Origin of the sequence: Arthrobacter sp. H20 (assembly GCF_000520515.1) — a bacterium.
Classification (GTDB): domain Bacteria; phylum Actinomycetota; class Actinomycetes; order Actinomycetales; family Micrococcaceae; genus Arthrobacter_D.
On the sequence record NZ_AZRY01000174.1, the window covers coordinates 15,628 to 32,835 of the forward strand.

12 protein-coding genes and 2 pseudogenes are annotated in these 17,208 nt (G+C 59.8%); 9 read left to right on the top strand and 5 right to left on the bottom strand.

What is annotated here, in order from left to right:
- Nucleotides 1–134 precede the first annotated feature (134 nt).
- The 4 genes from Y703_RS0100470 to Y703_RS17015 all read left to right on the top strand — a co-directional run bounded on the left by Y703_RS0100470 (nt 135) and on the right by Y703_RS17015 (nt 6,828).
- On the top strand, nt 135–872 hold the full coding sequence (locus Y703_RS0100470; protein WP_081743295.1) for a succinate dehydrogenase cytochrome b subunit: 738 nt from the start codon (nt 135–137) through the stop codon (nt 870–872).
- Nucleotides 869–2,812 (top strand): fumarate reductase/succinate dehydrogenase flavoprotein subunit, encoded by a 1,944-nt coding sequence (locus Y703_RS0100475; protein WP_026551167.1) that lies wholly within the window; start codon nt 869–871, stop codon nt 2,810–2,812. Before Y703_RS0100470 ends, Y703_RS0100475 begins: the two co-directional genes overlap by 4 nt.
- The gene (locus Y703_RS0100480) at nt 2,809–3,576 is read left to right on the top strand and encodes a succinate dehydrogenase/fumarate reductase iron-sulfur subunit (RefSeq protein ID WP_026551168.1); all 768 of its coding nucleotides are present in this window, start codon (nt 2,809–2,811) and stop codon (nt 3,574–3,576) included. The genes Y703_RS0100475 and Y703_RS0100480 overlap by 4 nt, the downstream gene beginning before the upstream one ends.
- Nucleotides 3,577–4,011: 435 nt before the next feature.
- Nucleotides 4,012–6,828 carry a cation-translocating P-type ATPase gene (locus Y703_RS17015; RefSeq protein ID WP_253907883.1) on the top strand — a complete coding sequence of 939 codons (2,817 nt, stop codon included), beginning with the start codon at nt 4,012–4,014 and terminating at the stop codon, nt 6,826–6,828.
- Nucleotides 6,829–7,276: 448 nt separating this feature from the next.
- Here the strand turns inward: Y703_RS17015 and Y703_RS0100490 are convergent, their stop codons facing one another.
- The gene (locus Y703_RS0100490; RefSeq protein WP_026551169.1) at nt 7,277–8,026 is read right to left on the bottom strand and encodes an ATP-binding protein; all 750 of its coding nucleotides are present in this window, start codon (nt 8,024–8,026) and stop codon (nt 7,277–7,279) included.
- Here Y703_RS0100490 and Y703_RS22785 point away from each other — a divergent pair.
- Nucleotides 7,983–8,207 (top strand): annotated as a pseudogene (locus Y703_RS22785) (IS21 family transposase); the annotation flags it as partial. The gene Y703_RS0100490 and the pseudogene Y703_RS22785 sit on opposite strands and share 44 nt — an antisense overlap.
- An 8-nt stretch (nt 8,208–8,215) precedes the next feature.
- Here the strand turns inward: Y703_RS22785 and Y703_RS17020 are convergent.
- From Y703_RS17020 to Y703_RS0100505, 3 genes and pseudogenes are all read right to left on the bottom strand, one after another.
- Nucleotides 8,216–8,659, bottom strand: a pseudogene (locus tag Y703_RS17020) (iron-sulfur cluster assembly protein); the annotation flags it as partial.
- A gap of 14 nt (nt 8,660–8,673) precedes the next feature.
- On the bottom strand, nt 8,674–9,345 hold the full coding sequence (locus Y703_RS17025; RefSeq protein WP_051427161.1) for a class I SAM-dependent methyltransferase: 672 nt from the start codon (nt 9,343–9,345) through the stop codon (nt 8,674–8,676).
- 151 nt (nt 9,346–9,496) lie between these two features.
- Nucleotides 9,497–10,723: an MFS transporter gene (locus Y703_RS0100505; protein ID WP_026551170.1), complete on the bottom strand. Its 1,227-nt coding sequence runs from the start codon at nt 10,721–10,723 to the stop codon at nt 9,497–9,499.
- Nucleotides 10,724–11,051: 328 nt separating this feature from the next.
- On the opposite strand from Y703_RS0100505, the gene Y703_RS0100510 reads away from it, so the two are divergent.
- Complete coding sequence (locus Y703_RS0100510; RefSeq protein ID WP_216698830.1) at nt 11,052–11,732, top strand: Crp/Fnr family transcriptional regulator; 681 nt, start codon at nt 11,052–11,054, stop codon at nt 11,730–11,732.
- A gap of 179 nt (nt 11,733–11,911) precedes the next feature.
- Here the strand turns inward: Y703_RS0100510 and Y703_RS0100515 are convergent, their stop codons facing one another.
- The gene (locus Y703_RS0100515) at nt 11,912–12,727 is read right to left on the bottom strand and encodes an isocitrate lyase/PEP mutase family protein (RefSeq protein WP_035763207.1); all 816 of its coding nucleotides are present in this window, start codon (nt 12,725–12,727) and stop codon (nt 11,912–11,914) included.
- Nucleotides 12,728–12,961: 234 nt separating this feature from the next.
- Here Y703_RS0100515 and Y703_RS0100520 point away from each other — a divergent pair, with 234 nt between their 5' ends.
- The 3 genes from Y703_RS0100520 to Y703_RS0100530 form a co-directional block, all read left to right on the top strand.
- Entirely contained in the window at nt 12,962–14,761 is a 1,800-nt protein-coding gene (locus Y703_RS0100520; protein ID WP_081743298.1) for a molybdopterin-dependent oxidoreductase, read from the top strand.
- A gap of 26 nt (nt 14,762–14,787) precedes the next feature.
- The gene (gene acnA, locus Y703_RS17030) at nt 14,788–16,911 is read left to right on the top strand and encodes an aconitate hydratase (protein WP_343212859.1); all 2,124 of its coding nucleotides are present in this window, start codon (nt 14,788–14,790) and stop codon (nt 16,909–16,911) included.
- A gap of 46 nt (nt 16,912–16,957) precedes the next feature.
- Nucleotides 16,958–17,208: helix-turn-helix domain-containing protein (locus tag Y703_RS0100530; RefSeq protein ID WP_026551174.1), on the top strand; the 251-nt coding region annotated here is incomplete at its 3' end.

The following is a 17,208-nucleotide window of genomic DNA, read 5'->3' on the forward strand; positions in this document are numbered from 1 at the left end:
TCCGTCGTTCCAAGCTAGGGCTATCCTTTGCAGTCATCCGGGCCATGACGAGCCAGCTTGTTCCCTAATTCACGCCACTGATGCTTCTTCTCCCGAACCTAGCGGATCTGTTGGATCGACTCTAGGGTGAGGCTATGGCGATTAGTTCTGCGGTTCAGGGGGTTTCGACGGCGAAACGGCAAAGGTTTCTACGTTCAACAGTTGTGCTCCATGCCGCGGCTGCCGTCACCGGTCTCATCATGGTGCTCTACCTTTTGGCGCACATGTACGGCAACTATAAGGTTTTCTCGGGTCAGGTTGCCTTTGATGGGTACTCGCATTACTTACGCACGATGGGCGAACCTCTGCTGCCGCGCACAGGTGCCCTATGGATCATCCGCGTAGTACTGCTCGCCAGTGTACTGATCCACATGTACGCCATCATTGCACTGTGGCGTCGTATGAGAAAGGCGACGGCGGGCAAGGGCGGCAGGCGTTATCAGAGTAGAAAAAACCCGCGCGGTGTCCAGCGTACCTATTCCTCGTTTACGATGCGCTGGGGCGGAATCATCATTTTCCTCTTCGTGATCTATCACATTCTGCATCTGACGGTGAATGCCATCGCTCCAGGCGGCGCCTCCGAAAGCCCTTATGAGCGCGTGGTCAATGGTTTCTCAATCTGGTGGGTCGTTGCGACCTACGTAATCGCGATGCTGGCACTGGGTTTTCACCTGCGGCACGGATTCTGGTCGGCCCTGGCCTCGCTGGGAGCCAACACGAGCCCGGCGCGTCGACGACTGTTCAACCAGACAGCTACTGTCCTCGCCGTGGTCATCACTGTCGGGTTTCTGATCCCGCCGGTCGCGATTCTCTTTAGAGGTGTTGGCTCATGACACCGTGGTACACCGAGGGCGAACCTCTCCGGGACGCGACGACGCCTGCAGTTCCGATTGAGGATCGCTGGGATGCCCGCCGGTTCGAGACCAAACTGGTGAATCCGGCCAACCGCCGTAGGCTCTCGGTGATCATCGTCGGTACGGGGCTTGCCGGGGCATCAGCAGCAGCCACCCTGGGCGAGGGCGGCTATCACGTGAAAAGCTTCTGTTACCAGGACAGTCCCCGCCGAGCACACAGTATCGCCGCGCAGGGCGGGATCAACGCCGCAAAAAATTACCGTAATGACGGCGACAGCGTCCGGCGTCTCTTCTACGACACCATCAAGGGCGGCGACTTCCGGTCCCGCGAGTCCAATGTGTACCGCCTGGCGCAAGTGAGCACGGCGATCATCGACCAGTGCGTGGCACAGGGAGTTCCCTTTGCCCGCGAGTACGGCGGGCTGCTGGACAACCGTTCCTTCGGCGGCGTACAGGTCTCACGCACCTTCTATGCCCGAGGGCAGACCGGCGAGCAGCTGCTCCTAGGCGCCTATCAAGCGCAGGAACGCCAAGTTGCCGCTGGAACGGTCGAGGTATTCACCCGACATGAAATGCTCGACCTGATTGTCATCGACGGCAAAGCACGCGGCATCATCGTCCGGGACATGGTCACCGGTGAGGTTGAGACTCACCTTGCCGATGCCGTGGTTCTGGCCTCGGGCGGTTATGGCAATGCGTTCTACCTGTCGACTAACGCGATGGGATGCAATGCCACCGCTATATGGCGTGCCCACCGCCACGGCGCGTTGTTCGCGAACCCGTGCTTTACCCAAATTCACCCGACCTGCATTCCGGTCAGCGGTGACTACCAGTCAAAACTGACGTTGATGAGCGAGTCATTGCGCAACGACGGGCGAATCTGGGTGCCCAGCGAGGGCGGAGACGACCGCGACCCGCGGGAGATTCCCGACACGGACCGGGACTACTTCCTGGAACGGCTTTACCCCGCCTACGGGAACCTCGTCACGCGGGATGTAGCCTCCCGCGCCGTGAAGAACGTCTGCGATGCCGGTTACGGGGTTGGTCCCGGCTCGCGTGGCGTGTACCTGGACCTCGCCGACGCGATCAACCGGCTGGGCCAGGCCGCAATCAAGGAAAAATACGGCAACCTCTTCGACATGTACCAGCGAATCACCGGCGAGGATCCCTACCAGGTGCCCATGCGGATCTATCCGGCCGTGCACTACACCATGGGCGGGCTGTGGGTCGACTACGACCTGCAGTCCACCGTCCCGGGCCTATTCGTGATCGGTGAAGCCAACTTCTCCGACCACGGCGCGAACCGGCTCGGCGCCAGCGCCCTGATGCAGGGACTGGCCGACGGATACTTTGTGCTACCCAACACTATCGCCAACTACCTCGCCACAAACCCGATGCCGGCAGACATCGATGCATCGCATCCGGTCGCCGTCCGGACAGCGGACGCCGTGCAGGCCCGGATCCAGAAGCTGCTTACGATCAAGGGCCAACGCACAGTCGATTCTTTCCATAAGGAGCTCGGCAACATTCTTTGGGAGAAATGCGGGATGGAACGCACCGCTGAAGGCCTAACCGAAGCCATCGGACAGGTGCGGAAACTGAAGGAAGAGTTCTGGAACAACGTCAAGGTCACCGGCGAGAACGAGGAACTGAACCAGACACTTGAACGTGCCGGCAGGGTCGCGGACTTCTTCGAACTCGCCGAGCTGATGTGCATCGACGCCCTGCACCGGGCTGAGTCCTGCGGCGGCCACTTCCGCACCGAAAGCCAGACCGAGGACGGCGAGGCGCTGCGCAATGACGACGAGTTCGCCTACGTCGCCGCCTGGAGTTTCACCGGAGGAGGGGAACAACCGGTCCTGCGCAAAGAACACCTGGAATTCGACTTCGTCGAAATGACGCAGAGGAGCTACAAATGAATATCACCCTACGCATCTGGCGGCAGCAAAACGGGAGCGATGCGGGCGCCATGGTCACTTACCGGATCGAGGACGTGGCCCCGGAAATGTCGTTCCTGGAGATGCTCGATGTCCTCAACGAACAGCTGACCCTGTCCGGGGACGACCCGGTCGCTTTCGACAGTGATTGCCGTGAAGGAATCTGCGGCACGTGCAGCCTGGTGATCGACGGTATCGCCCACGGCCCCGAGGCGCTTACGGCCGTCTGCCAACTGCACATGCGGCATTTCGACGACGGTGCCGTGATCGACGTCGAACCTTGGCGCGCCGACCCATTCCCTATTGTGAAGGACCTCATAGTCGACCGCAGCGCCCTGGACCGCATCATCCAGGCCGGCGGATACATCACTGCCCCCACCGGCACAGCACCAGACGCGCACGCCACCCTCGTACCCAAAGACGCCGCTGACCGTGCCTTCGACGCCGCGGTCTGTATCGGCTGCGGTGCCTGCATAGCCGCCTGCCCCAACGGTTCAGCGATGCTGTTCACCGGTGCGAAGGCCACCCACCTCGGCTCACTGCCGCAGGGGCAACCCGAGCGGAACTCCCGCGCGCTGGCGATGATCAACCAACACGACGCCGAAGGGTTCGGCGGATGCACGGAAATCGGAGAGTGCACCGCTGTCTGCCCGGTGGGCATCCCACTGAACATGATCTCCCAGCTCAACAGCGATGTGCTTTCCGCCCTGGCCCCGGGCAGAACCAGGAGGCCCCAAACCGGTTAAGGTGTGACTCCCACTGCTTTGAGCCAGATGACAATCGCGCACCGCTGCTGGGAGGAAGGTCCACACCATCGGAGGAATTCGACCTGCCGAATCCGGAGACAGAGTTAGAGGACGACGAGCGTGCTTTTGATGATGCCCACGGACCAGAAACCCAGTGTGTCATTTTGACTTTCGTATTGGGGCTGACCTTGAGGCAGCGGCGCGTATGTTCCTTGGTGCCGGGTATCGCGAGTGTGCGCCCTGATGATCCTGCCTCTTGAATTTGGTCATCTAGCACTGCACCGCGAGAAATTACCCGTGGCCACATCGCCATACACCGGCCGTTTCCTTCGGGTTCGTCGGTGATCATGTTACATAGGCCGGATCATGGTCCGGTCCCGATACGCTGTACATACAGGGCTATCTTTCACCGGTCGGCTAGGGTCAGGAGTTCGTGTGTTTTCCAGTGATTCCCTCATTCCGCCAGGGAATGGGGCCGCAGCTGCCAATGCTCAGCAGGTCCCTTGGCACACCCTGTCCGTGTCCGGTGCTGTAGAGATCCTTGGCGTCGATCCGTCCGTCGGGCTGACGACAGCTGACGCGCAAACGCGGGCGCTGGAGCACGGACCGAATATTCTTGACGCAGCGAACAAGGTCCCTGCTTGGAAGAAGCTGCTGAAGCTCCTGGCCGAAAAGATGACCATTTTACTTGTTGTTGCCGCAACGGTGAGCGCCATCGTGTCCAGGGAATGGGAAACACCCGCGGTAATTCTGATCGTTATCATCCTGAACACGATGTTGAACTACCTCCAGGAAAGCCGCGCGGAAAGCAGCCTTGAAGCGCTGCGGAACATGACCGTAGACGCATCAAAGGTGAGGCGGGACGGACGTGAGCAGGAGATCCCCAACTCGGAACTGACTCCTGGGGATATCGTGCTGTTGGAAGCGGGGGACTCGGTCCCGGCGGACGGCCGCCTGATCGAGGCGGCGAGGCTGCAGGTGGCCGAAGCCGCCCTGACGGGTGAATCCCTGCCGGTGGAAAAGACAACCCAGTTCCTGGAAGACAGAAATCTGCCGCTTGCGGACCGGGTAAATATGGTTTTCATGAGCACAGATATCAGCCGCGGCCGGGCTGCCATGGTGGTGACAGCAACGGGCATGAGCACCCGTATCGGAAGGATCGCCACACTGCTTGGAAACGCCGGTCATGATAAAACTCCGCTGCAGCGGCGGATCGATCAGCTTGCCAGGACGCTCACCCTCGTCGCCTTGGTCGTAGTCACCATGGTCTTCGTTCTCGGTCTGCTCCGCGGCCAGTCCTGGTCTGAACTAATGATCACCGCTGTCTCTCTCGCTGTGGCCACCATCCCTGAAGGGCTCACCGCCGTTGTGGCTTTCACCCTCGCTATGGGCGCCTCCCGACTTGCTCGGCGTGGCGCCATCATCAAACAGCTTTCCGCCGTCGAAACTCTGGGCAGTACCACCCACATTGCCACAGACAAAACCGGGACCTTGACGCTCAACGAGATGACAGTCCGTCGGCTCAGCACTGACGGCCGCAGCTTCCGAATCACCGGTAAGGGTTATTCGGCGGACGGGAAAATTCTGAGCGGTGACGGCAGGCCCCCACCGGAGATGATGGATGCCTTCCTGTGCATGGCATTATGCAACGACGCTTCCGTCAGGAACGGCGTGCTGGTGGGAGACCCTACCGAGGGCGCGCTAGTAGTCCTCGCCGAAAAGGGCGGAATCGATGTTGACGGCACACGCAAAGCCCATCCACGGGTGGCTGAAATTCCGTTCGATTCGGACTACAAGTTCATGGCAACCTTCCATGCACAGGACTTCGCCAGCGGGGACACCATCCCCGCCAGCTACCGTTGTTTTGCCAAGGGAGCACCGGGGGTGCTGATGGAACGGGCGGACTCTCTCCTGACCGACTCCGGCATCCGCCCGCTCACCAAATCCGATCGCGATCGTATCCACGAAGACATCCAGGCCCTGGCGGCGGAGGGTCTGCGCACCCTGATGATTGCTGGAGGCCGGATGGATTCGGACCTGCCCTTGGACGCCGATGACCTCCGGGCTGCAGCTGACAACCTGACGGTGTATGCCGTGGTCGGAATCGTAGATCCGCCGCGCGCCGAGGCAGCCGAAGCGATTGCCATGGCACGGGAGGCCGGCATCGAGGTGCATATGATCACCGGAGACCACCTGGTCACGGCTTCGGCCATTGCTGCTGAACTGGGCATCAGCGGGGAGGCGGCTTCCGGAGCAGCGCTTGACGAACTTGACGATACCGAGCTGAACAGGCGCGCCGCGAGGTTCGGCGTGTTGGCCAGGGTTGCACCCGAACATAAGATCCGTTTTGTGAAGGCTTTGCAGGATGGGGGCAATACAGTCGCCATGACCGGTGACGGTGTCAATGATGCCCCGGCTCTGAAACAGGCGGACATCGGTATCGCTATGGGTATCACGGGGACGGACGTGTCCAAGGGCTCGGCGAAAATGATCCTGACCGACGATAATTTCGCGACCATCGTGTCAGCGGTCAAGGAAGGCCGGGGGGTTTACGCGAACATCATCAAATTCGTGAAGTTCCAGTTGACGACAGCGTGGGGCTTTGTGCTGATTTTTCTTGTGTGCGGAGTGCTGGGCCTGGCCGGCGGTGCACCATTCACGGCACTGCAGATCCTCTGGGTGAACATCATCATGGACGGTCCACCCGCCCTGGCGCTCGGAGTAGACCCGGCCAGTCCGGATATTATGAAGGAAAAGCCACGGCCTGCGAATGAACCGCTGCTGACCCGTAACCGTTTACTACGGATTCTCGTTCTCGGCGCTGTCATGGCTACAGGCACCATCGCCATCCTCGCGCTGTCACCGGTCCTTTTCCCTGAAAGCTCTACGGATCCAGACCTCGCCACAACCCTGGCATTTACGACCTTCGTTTTTTATCAAGTGTTTAACCTGCTTAACGTTCGCTCTGAATCCGGGTCCGTGTTCTCGGCGCAAACCTTCACTAACCGCAGCATCTGGGTGGCGTTAGCCGCCGTGGTAGTGCTCCAGGTGCTAGTGGTGAATCTACAGCTGCTGCAGGGCTTCTTTGACACCACAGCACTCACCTCCACCCAATGGGCGCTAGCCCTTCTGGTCGGATCCTCGGTCCTGTGGGTCGAGGAAATCCGCAAAGTATTTGCGCGAAATCTGCCGCACCCGGGCAAATCTTCTAACGCTGCAACCCACAGCGCTCTGACCAACCCACACTCTTAGCCCATGACGCATGTATAGGTTAATGGCATGACACCCCCAGCTCTCGCTGCTTCGTTCCTCGCGCTTCATCACAGCCCTACGCCGCTGCTGCTCGCCAATGCCTGGAGCATTGTCTTGGCACGGTTGTTCGCCTCGATGGGGTTCCATGCGCTTGCCACAACCAGCGGTGGGTACGCTGGGCAGGCTCGACGGCCAGCTGACGCGCGACGATGCCCTCGAGTATGCAGCGGAGCTCGTGTAGGCGACGCCCCTGCCCGTCAACGCCGACCTGGAAAGTGGTTTCGGGGATGATCCGGCGGTCGTCGCTGAGACGTTCGGCCTTGCGGTTCCGACCGGTGAGTATTTGATGCTTTGAGCACCGCCCGATCGTGTGGTTCAGCCCCGCCATTCGTGCGGAAGAGCGCCAGCGGTGATGTGGCTGAGCACCGCTGGCGCTCTGCGTTACGGATTACGCGGTGGCCAGGGCCGTGTGTTCGCGCATGTTGTAGTTGCCCGTCTCGACCCAGACGGTGTTGTGGATGATCCGGTCCATGATCGCGTCGGCGTGGACGCCGGAGCCGAGGCGTTGGTGCCAGTCCTTTTGCTGATACTGGGTGCAGAACACCGTCGAGGTCTCGCCGTAACGACGTTCCATCAGCTCCAATAGCATTCCCCGCATCGATTCCGTTGGCTTGTCCAACAACCATTCGTCGATCACTAACAGGGTGAATGCGGCGTATTTGCGCAGGAATTTCCCGGACCCGCCGGGGGTGTCTTGCGCGGCAATCCATGCTTCCTCGAGGTCCGGCATCCGAACGTAGTGGGCGCGGATCCTGTTCTCGCAAGCGCGTTTGGCGATCGCGCAGCCCAGATAGGACTTCCCTGATCCGGTGAATCCTTGGAAAACAACGTTTTGCTGCCAGTCCACGAACGAGCAGGTGCCGAGCTGACTGAGCATCTGCTGGTTCAGGCCGCGCTCGTCCAGCAGATCGATGCGGCGCATGTCAGCGTTCGGGTAACGCAGTCCCGCCCGCCGGATGAGTCCAGCGATCTTGGAATGGGTGAACGTAGAGTAGGCGTCATCGACGACCAACCGGACGCGTTCCTCGAAGGAGAAGCCCATCGATAGGGTCTCGTCCTGGATGTCGATTGCGTCCAATAACTCGCCGGCGTTCATCTCTCGGAGCTTGCGTTTGGTTTCTCCATCGAGGCGGCTCATCGGGTCCCTCCAGCGCGCCGCTGCGGAACTCACGGGGTGCTCGCATCACACGGTGTCCCGGCATGTTCGGGACGCGGGTAAGCCGATCGCCGAGCCGGTCTACCGGGGCCGGGTCACCGACGCGTTCCTGCCCAAGATCGAGGAATGGGTCGAGGCCTCCAAGGGCAAGATTCGCGCCGATAAAGCCCACGAGAATCCGTAAACATCGGTGCCGATAATCCCTACCCGCAGGCCCTCGGCGGCCATGGCGGCCGCGAGATTGACAGTTACGCTGGATTTGCCCACGCCCCCTTTACCACTGGCCACAGCGTAAATCCGGGTGAGGGATCTCTCGTCGTTGAAAGGGATCCCTGGGGCGGTTTGAGGCCCGCGAAGCTTTTCCTTCAGCTTATCGCGTTGCTGCTGCGACATGACGCTGAGGCGGACAATGACACTGTGTACACCATCCACCGCTGCCAGCGCCTTTTCCACATCGCGTGTGATCGTTCCTTTTAAGGGGCAACCCGCAATGGTCAGGAGGACATCAACAGTGACGGTGCCGTCGTCCTGCACAATGATGTTTTCCACCATGCCAACTTCGGTGATCGGGCGCCTGAGCTCGGGGTCCATGACGGTGGACAACGCCACACCTATTGACGCTTCCAGGGTCACTTTCTGTCCTTTCGGATTGCCGGTCCCACATCGGAAACAGCCTCGATATTATTCACCCGGGTGTTGCCCGTCCAGGGAACCACCTCACTCGGTGCGCGTTGAGCGGTGAACGTGGCGGCCAGTCCACCGAACCGCCGCCGTACCGTCACCTCAGTCATGCCGAGTTCAATAAGTAGGCGCCGGAGGTCACCCTCGGAGACCAGCCGAATGTCGGCGTGATCGGCGCGATGGACGAGCCTCGCAATGGCGGTGTCCAAGAGGTCGTAGCCGATTAATACGCCGCCAGGGCGCAGGACCCGCACCGCCTCGGCGAGAGCGCGCTCCCATGCACCGACATGGTGGAGCATCAGGAACGAAACCACCACATCGAAGGTTTCGGCGTCGAACCGAAGGCGGGTTGCGTCGCCTGTCACAGCATCGACTCGGTCGCCGTAGCCGGTTAGGCGGTGCCTGCTCGCCTCCACCATTGTCGGGTCAGGATCGAGGGCGGTCATGGTTATATCGGGGTACGCCTGCAGAAGTCGGGCGACCATAGCTCCCCCGCCTGATCCGATTTCAAGAACCCGTCCTTGTAGTTTCTGCTTACCAATCGCCCAGGGCAGGACTACCCTGCGCGCAAACACACCCCAGACGTTACTGCGGCAGAGGGCTTGTTCCAGTGCTGGCATAATCGGCAATTGAGCCTCCTTCTGCTGATACGGATGACGGCCTCCAGTATGGTGTAACACTCTCGGCTCAGCCATCATCTGTAAACCCATCTGGAGAGGTCCGAGAGGCAGAAACCGCCCTACCAGGTCAAGGATCTTAGCCTCGAAACAGTTACTTAATTTTGGCCGCAGGTTGCTTTCGTCTGCTTCCAACGGCGACCAAAGTGAACAGCAGCGCAATCAGTGCCGTGATGGTTAGCAGCATCAGTCCGATGAAGTAGCTTTGCTCTTCAGGGTTGTACGTCGCGCCCATGATCAGCGGTGGAAAGTATCCGCCCAGTCCGCCTGCCGCACTGACGATCCCCGATACTGCGCCTACCTTCCCTGCGGGTGAGAGGACACCAACCCAGGCGAAGACACCGCCAGCTCCCAGGCCCAGGGCTGCAGCCATAGCCACAAACGTCGCGCCTGCGGTGATTTCAGTATCAGGGCGAAGCTGAACCATCCACGCCAGGACCGCAACCGCTGCGAGGGAGATAACCACCACCGGTTTGGAGCCGATTCTGTCCGCAAGGACGCCGCCCACTGGTCGCGCGAGGACGGCCGCAAGAGCGAAACCGGCGGTACGTGTTCCTGCGGATGTTGGGTCAAAATCATAAACATCCCGCAAATAGATGGGGAGGTAGTTGGAAAAAGAAACAAACCCACCGAAAACCACCGCATAGAGAAAGCCCAACTTCCAGGTCACTCCAAGTCTGGCGGCGCCCAGCAGCCTGGGTGCAACCGGTGTCGTACTGCGTGCGAACGCCGGTGAATCTCGCATGAAGAACCACACGACGCCCGCAGTGATCATGAGCAAACCTGCAAGCGACAAGTGCGTTGGAACGTACCCCCACCAGGCCACCAAACGGGGCATGAGGAAAGCGGACAGTGCGGTTCCGCCCATTCCAGCACCGAAAACTCCGGTGGCAAAACCCCGCTTGCCCGGTTCATACCAGGCACTCACGAAGGGTATCCCCACGGCGAAGATCGTCCCGGCTATACCGAGAAAGAAGGCGGCAGCCACCAGCAGGTGATAGGAACCGAGCATCCCACCCAAAACAACCAACAACAGCGGCGGAACCGTGCCGAGGAGGATAAGCGTGAACATGACTCGTCCGCCATAGCGGTCGGTAAGTGAGCCCACAATTATCCGGCCGAGTGCTCCCACGAGGATGGGCATGGCCACGAGAAAGGAGGTCTGCGCGGAATTGAGCTCGAGCTGCTGTGTATAGAGCGCACCCATGGGTGCTATGACCGTCCAGGCCCAGAAACCAACAACGGATGCCACCGTGGCAAGAACGAGATTCAACGTCCGGCCTGGAAACATTGTCATTGATGGGGGTGCTTGAGCACTCATTCGTTCCCCCTGCTGCGCCAGCGCCGGCATGTGTCGCCGTTTGCACGCCTAAAGGAGCCCACCCGCGGAGCAGCGATCCGGAGGAGGCATCGTAAGGTTCGACGATCCGCATCATCCTATACCCGTTCCCGGGTAACTTCGGGCAGGGATTGACTAGACTTCATACACAAGATCCGTGCGCGGGATTAACGGATCAACTGCCTTCGGGATCTGCCGGGTCCATGATGTTCGGCAGCGAAAAAATTTTCACGAATGGATGATAGTGCAGGAACGACGCCGGATCCCTCTGACGGAACGCTCTGCTGCACCGCACGTTTGTCCCCGCCCGGTGCGTCTTGAAGCACTGGAACGCATGCCCCTGTTCGCAGCGCTGACCGCGACGGAAATCATTGATATTGAGCCGAGGATGCAGGCGCACGGCTACCATGCCGGGGAGTTGATTTACCGTTTCGGTGAAAATGCGACCAGTCTGTTCGTTCTGGCCTCTGGCACCGCGAAGCTGCATCGGCCCTCTGCTCACGGTCAAGATGTCGTGACGAACATTCTCGGACCGGGCGAGAGTTTCGGGACACTGGGGATTTTGGGAGAGCCAACATATGCGGACAGCGCCGAAGCCATGGCCGTCTCGTGTGCCTTGAAGATATCAGCCAGTGTTTTTAGAGATGTCATGGACCGACATCCGCGTCTGGCACTGACTGTCCTGGATGAGGTTCTTCATCGCTTTGAACAAGCCCAGCAAACAATCCGGAGTCTGTCCGCCGACAACGTCCAACAACGCATCGCTTCCGCCCTCCTGACCTTGGCTGACAAGCTTGGCGACCCAAAGGGTGAAACAATCGGTTTGGAGTTTCCCCTGACACGTGCCGATCTGGCTGCCATGACGGGAATGACTCCCGAAACGGTCAGCAGGGTGATAAGCCGGCTTCGTGAAGACGGCATTGTCGACACCGGGCGACGCTGGACAGCCATTCTTGACCGCCCGCGGCTGGAAGCGGTAGCCCAGGGATGAATTTCATGACACGGCGAACACGTCCAGACCACTTGGGGTATGCCCGTCCCAGGCCTGACCCCGCCGGTAGTTTGAGGGCCTGCGGGGTTTGGGGCACCCGGTTACGGGGTTTTGCTTGCGCCGGGTTGAAGGCTCCAGGCAGCAACAACTTGCATTCGCCGAGGTGTACGGCGTGGGAATCAGGCACCGAACCTGGTAGAGGTAATTTTTCTACCGACGGTAGAACGGGAGGTATAGCCGTAGGTTCCCTGTTCGAGTAGCTCCCGCGCGGCATCGAATGCTGCTCCGAAGGCCGCAAACGCGAATGCGCCACCAACCGATATCCGGCTGACGCCGACGGAGCTTAACTCTGAGACGTCCGGTATGCCCGCCATCGCGAGCACGTTGACTGGGCGGTCCACCGACGCCACCACGGATCGGATGTCCTCTAACCGGGTGAGGCCAGGCGCATAAAGTACATCTGCGCCAGCCTCCTGGTAGGCCTGAAGGCGGCGGATCGTGTCGGCCAAATCGGGCCGGCCGTGGAGGAAGTTCTCGGCACGGCCGGTCAGTACGAGCGGCGCCGGCCCCCGGTGAAAAGCTTCAGCGGCGGCGCGCACCCGCTCAGCGGCGAGGTCGAGTCCGTAGATGGGAGAGCCCGCGTCCCCGGTAAAGTCCTCAATCGACGCGCCCGCCAAGCCCGTCCGTGCCGCAAGCTTGAACGTTTCAGCCACGCCAGTGGGATCATCGGCGAATCCACTCTCCAGGTCGGCATTGACGGGTAGATCCGTCGCTTTCACGAGCTCCGCCGCGTGCTCGAGGGCCTCGTCGCGCGTCAGCTGACCATCGAGACGGCCCAAGGACGCGGCATGTCCACTGCTGGTTGTGGCAAGTGCACGGAACCCCATTGAGGCGAATAGCCGCGCCGAACCGATACTCCAGGCATTGGCGAGAAGCAAAGGTGTAGGACCGTGATGAAGAGCGAGAAACCGGGCAGCAAGGTCTATGGGAGCCATTTTATTAGACTACATCTGCGTCACAGGCTGCACATTGGGGTCCATTCGAGGTCAGGTAGGACGCCAGGCAGGCCGGTGATCCGTTGCCCGCACACGCATGCCGCCCTGGCGACGCTATATATTGATCAAGTATGATTCAGATCATACTCCAGCAGCATATGGGCGCGTAAACTGTGAAAGCTATCAATCCTGAAAGATCGGGATAGCAGCCCGGGGCATCGGCGAAGGAACAACATGGCAATAGATGGCAGGCCTACCTCAGATGAACTGCCGGCCCCTGCAACTTCCAATATCAATCCTGAATCGCTGGCTAGTTTTCGGGAAGAATTAGATCAGAGAAAACACGACGTCGTCGATGAGACCTGGGCAGGGTCCATGCCGGCTCAAAATGGTGTCCCGCCGAGGATACGCTTTGGTCACAGTAAGTGGTTCAACCTTCTGTGGCTGATACCTATCGGGTTTGTTTTGCTCGTCATCGGTATAGCGGTGGCCAAGGGTCTGCGTGACATCCCGGTGATTGCCCAGTTCGTGGAGCGATACCCCGGAACGGTGTTTCCGGCCGGCGCGGAGGTGAACGGTGGTTTACCTGCGTGGGTGGGGTGGCAGCACTTTTTCAACGGGCTGCTGATGATTCCCATCATCCGTTCCGGCCTTAGTATCCTCGCCGATCATCCCCGGCTCTACTGGAGCAGGCATTCCACACCCGGCAGGGAATGGTTCCGCATGCAGAAACCAGTGCCCTCCGATCCGTTGTATACGGCGAAGCAGGACTCCATCACACTACCTAACGGTGTCGGGCTGCCCAGCAGGCGCCACTCGATCGGATTGGCCAGATGGTGGCATCTGGGTATCAATACATTGTGGCTGCTCAACGGGCTCATCTTTTACATCCTGGTATTCGCAACCGGCCACTGGCTGCGGCTAATTCCCACAAGCTGGGACGTGGTACCCAGCGCGGCCTCAGTGGCGATTCAATACCTTTCCCTGGACTGGCCCACTGATGATGCCTGGGTGGCTTACAACAGCCTGCAGGTCATCGCCTACTTCATCACGGTCTTCGTCGCAGCCCCACTGGCCTTCATCACCGGCCTCGGCATGTCACCGGCTCTATCTACTAAATTTAAGTGGATCAGCAGCGTCTTCAGCATCCAGTTCGCCCGTTCACTGCATTTCCTGGTGTTGATCTGGTTCCTGCTGTTCATCGTGATGCACATAACCCTGGTCGTCACAACAGGCGCGCTTAGCAACTTCAATATGATGTACGCAAGCCGGGACAGCGCAGACAGCTGGTACGGGTTCTGGATCTTCGCCGCGTCCCTGACGGTCATGATTGCTCTCTGGGTCGCGGTCACCCCCTTCACCAACCGCCACCCCCGTCTCGTTCAGCGCATTGGCTATGCCCTCATCGGCCCGGTGCAAAGGTTGTTCGAGCACATCGATTCAAAACCCGGCCAGTACACGGAGAAGGACATTTCCCCTTATCTGTGGCACAACGGCAAATACCCGGAGACCCAGGAATATAGGGACCTTTACGATAATAACTTTGCCGACTACCGCCTCCGGGTCTCCGGCCTGGTCGAAAACCCGGTGCACCTGGATTTGCGGCAATTGCGGGAGATGCCCCACCACGAGCAGATTACCCAGCATTTCTGTATCCAGGGCTGGTCCGGTGTCGCCAAATGGGGCGGCGTTTCGATGCAGACCATCGTCGATGTGGTCAAACCGAAGCCGGAAGCCAAATGGGTGATTTTCTACTCTCTCGCCGAAGGATCCGATTCTGGCATCTATTACGATGCCCAGCCCATTGAACAAATGAGCTATCACCTGACCATGCTCGCCTACGACATGAACGGTGAAGCCCTGTCCTACGGACACGGTGCCCCGCTGCGGTTGCGCAACGAAGTCCAGCTCGGTTTTAAACTCGTCAAATGGATCAAAGGCATTGAATTCGTTGAAGACTTCTCCGAGATCGGCGGCGGTGAGGGCGGCTACAACAATGACCACGAATTCTTTGGCTACCGGCAATCCATCTAAAGTATCTGCTTCAAGAGAGGGCCATCATGACGTCGAATAGCTTCGGTGCCCGTGATCAACTGACCGTAGACAGCAGTTCTTATGAAATATATCGGCTCGATAGCATAAAGGGCTCCGACCGGCTGCCCTACAGCCTGAAGGTGCTGCTGGAAAATCTGCTGCGCAATGAAGACGGCAGGCTGGTCACGGCCGAGCAGATCAGAGCCCTCGGGAACTGGAATCCGCAGGCTGAGACCAATACCGAGATCCAGTACACTCCGGCCCGGGTACTGATGCAGGACTTCACCGGTGTGCCGTGTGTTGTCGACCTTGTGGCCATGCGTGATGCCATGACCGAACTCGGCGGAGATCCGAAGAAAATCAATCCGCTCATTCCCGCGGAACTGGTCATCGACCACTCCGTTATCGCCGATGTCTTTGCTCGGCCGGATGCTTTCGGGATCAACGCTGAACTTGAATTCGAGCGCAACCAGGAGCGCTACCAGCTGCTACGCTGGGCGCAGCAATCCTTCAACGACTTCCTGGTCGTGCCGCCCGATACCGGCATCTGCCACCAGGTCAACCTCGAATACCTGTCCCGCGTGGTCTTTACCCGGGAGGGACCCGACGGAACCCAGGCCTATCCGGACACTCTGGTGGGCACCGACTCACACACGCCGATGGTCAATGGTCTTGGGGTGCTGGGTTGGGGGGTCGGCGGCATCGAAGCCGAAGCTGCCATGCTCGGCCAGCCGATGAGCATGCTGATTCCCCAGGTGGTCGGCCTCAAACTCACCGGAGAACTACCCGAGGGCACTACTGCGACGGATCTGGTACTCACCGTCGCCGAGCTGCTGCGCCGGATCAGAGTAGTAGGCAAATTCGTTGATTTCTTTGGTCCCGGCGTAGCCAATGTCCCGCTTGCAACCCGGGCGACGCTGGGCAATATGAGCCCGGAATACGGCTCAACGGGCTCGATTTTCCCCATTGATGACGAGACGCTGAGTTATCTGCGCCTGACCGGGCGGGACGAGCACCAGATCAAACTGGTGGAAGCCTATGCTAGGGAGCAGGGGCTGTGGCACGACCCGGATCAGGTGCCGGACTACAGCCAGATCGTGGAACTCGACCTAGCCACCGTGAAACCCTCCATTGCCGGCCCGAAACGGCCCCAGGACCGGATTCCGCTGGCAGTCGCCCAGCGTGCCGTCCGTGGGCTGCTGGCCGGAGAATCACAGGAGGATGCGATCCAGGGCGGTCTCGATGACGCCGACGCGGATTCATTCCCGGCCAGCGATCCCATTTCCATCAGTGGTCGGATTCCGCAGGACGACCCACCCCGTCAGTACGTGGACGACGGCAAGACCTTCAAGTGGCCGTCCAATCCTGCTGCAGTGGTGCTGGAGGGAAACACATCCAGCCTTGACCATGGCGATGTGGTCATCGCAGCAATCACCTCCTGTACCAATACGTCCAACCCCACCGTGATGATCGGTGCGGCGCTGCTGGCCAAAAAGGCAGTTGAACGGGGGCTGAGCAGCAAACCGTGGGTGAAGACCACCCTCGCGCCGGGCTCGCGTGTGGTAACCGACTACTACAACCGGTCCGGGCTCACTCCCTACCTGGAAAAGCTCGGCTTTGATCTGGTCGGTTATGGCTGCACCACCTGTATCGGCAACTCCGGGCCGCTGATTCCGGCCGTCAGCGCCGCAGTCGCAGACAATGATCTGACAGTTGCCTCGGTGCTATCCGGCAACCGGAATTTCGAAGGCCGAATACACTCCGAGGTGAAGATGAATTTCCTTGCCTCCCCGCCGCTGGTGATTGCCTATGCTCTTGCCGGCACCATGCACACCGACCTGCTCAACGACCCGCTGGGAGAGGATCAGGACGGCACCCCGGTCTACCTGCGCGATATTTGGCCCAGTACGGCGGAAATCAAAGCCGTGGTGGACGAAAACCTAGAAGCAAAAATGTTTACCGAAGGCTATGCCGACGTCTATTCCGGGGACGAGAACTGGCGGGGCATGCACATTCCCGAAGGCGACAGGTTCGCCTGGGATGAGGAATCCACCTATGTGCAGCGGCCGCCTTACTTTGACGGCCTCGGCCCGGTACCGGAGCCAGTGCAGGACATTACCGGGGCACGGGTCCTGGCGCTGCTAGTGTAGCGTGTCGTTGATTCCTTTGGGGCTGATTGTTTGTCAGACTTGATTCATGGTTTATTTGGCGAGGGCATTGGAGTTGCGTGACGGGGACAAAGGTGCCCTGGAGGCGCTGACTCGTGGGAAAGCATCGACCGCGACAGTGGCTCTGCGGGCGCGGACGGTTTTGTTGGCTGCCGACGGGGTGCCGAATTTCCAGATCGAGAAGATGACAGGGTTTTCGGCGCCAACCGTTTTGAAGTGGCGCAATCGTTATGCCGAGGGCGGCATCGAGGCCTTGTCTGATGTCCAGCGCCCGGGCCG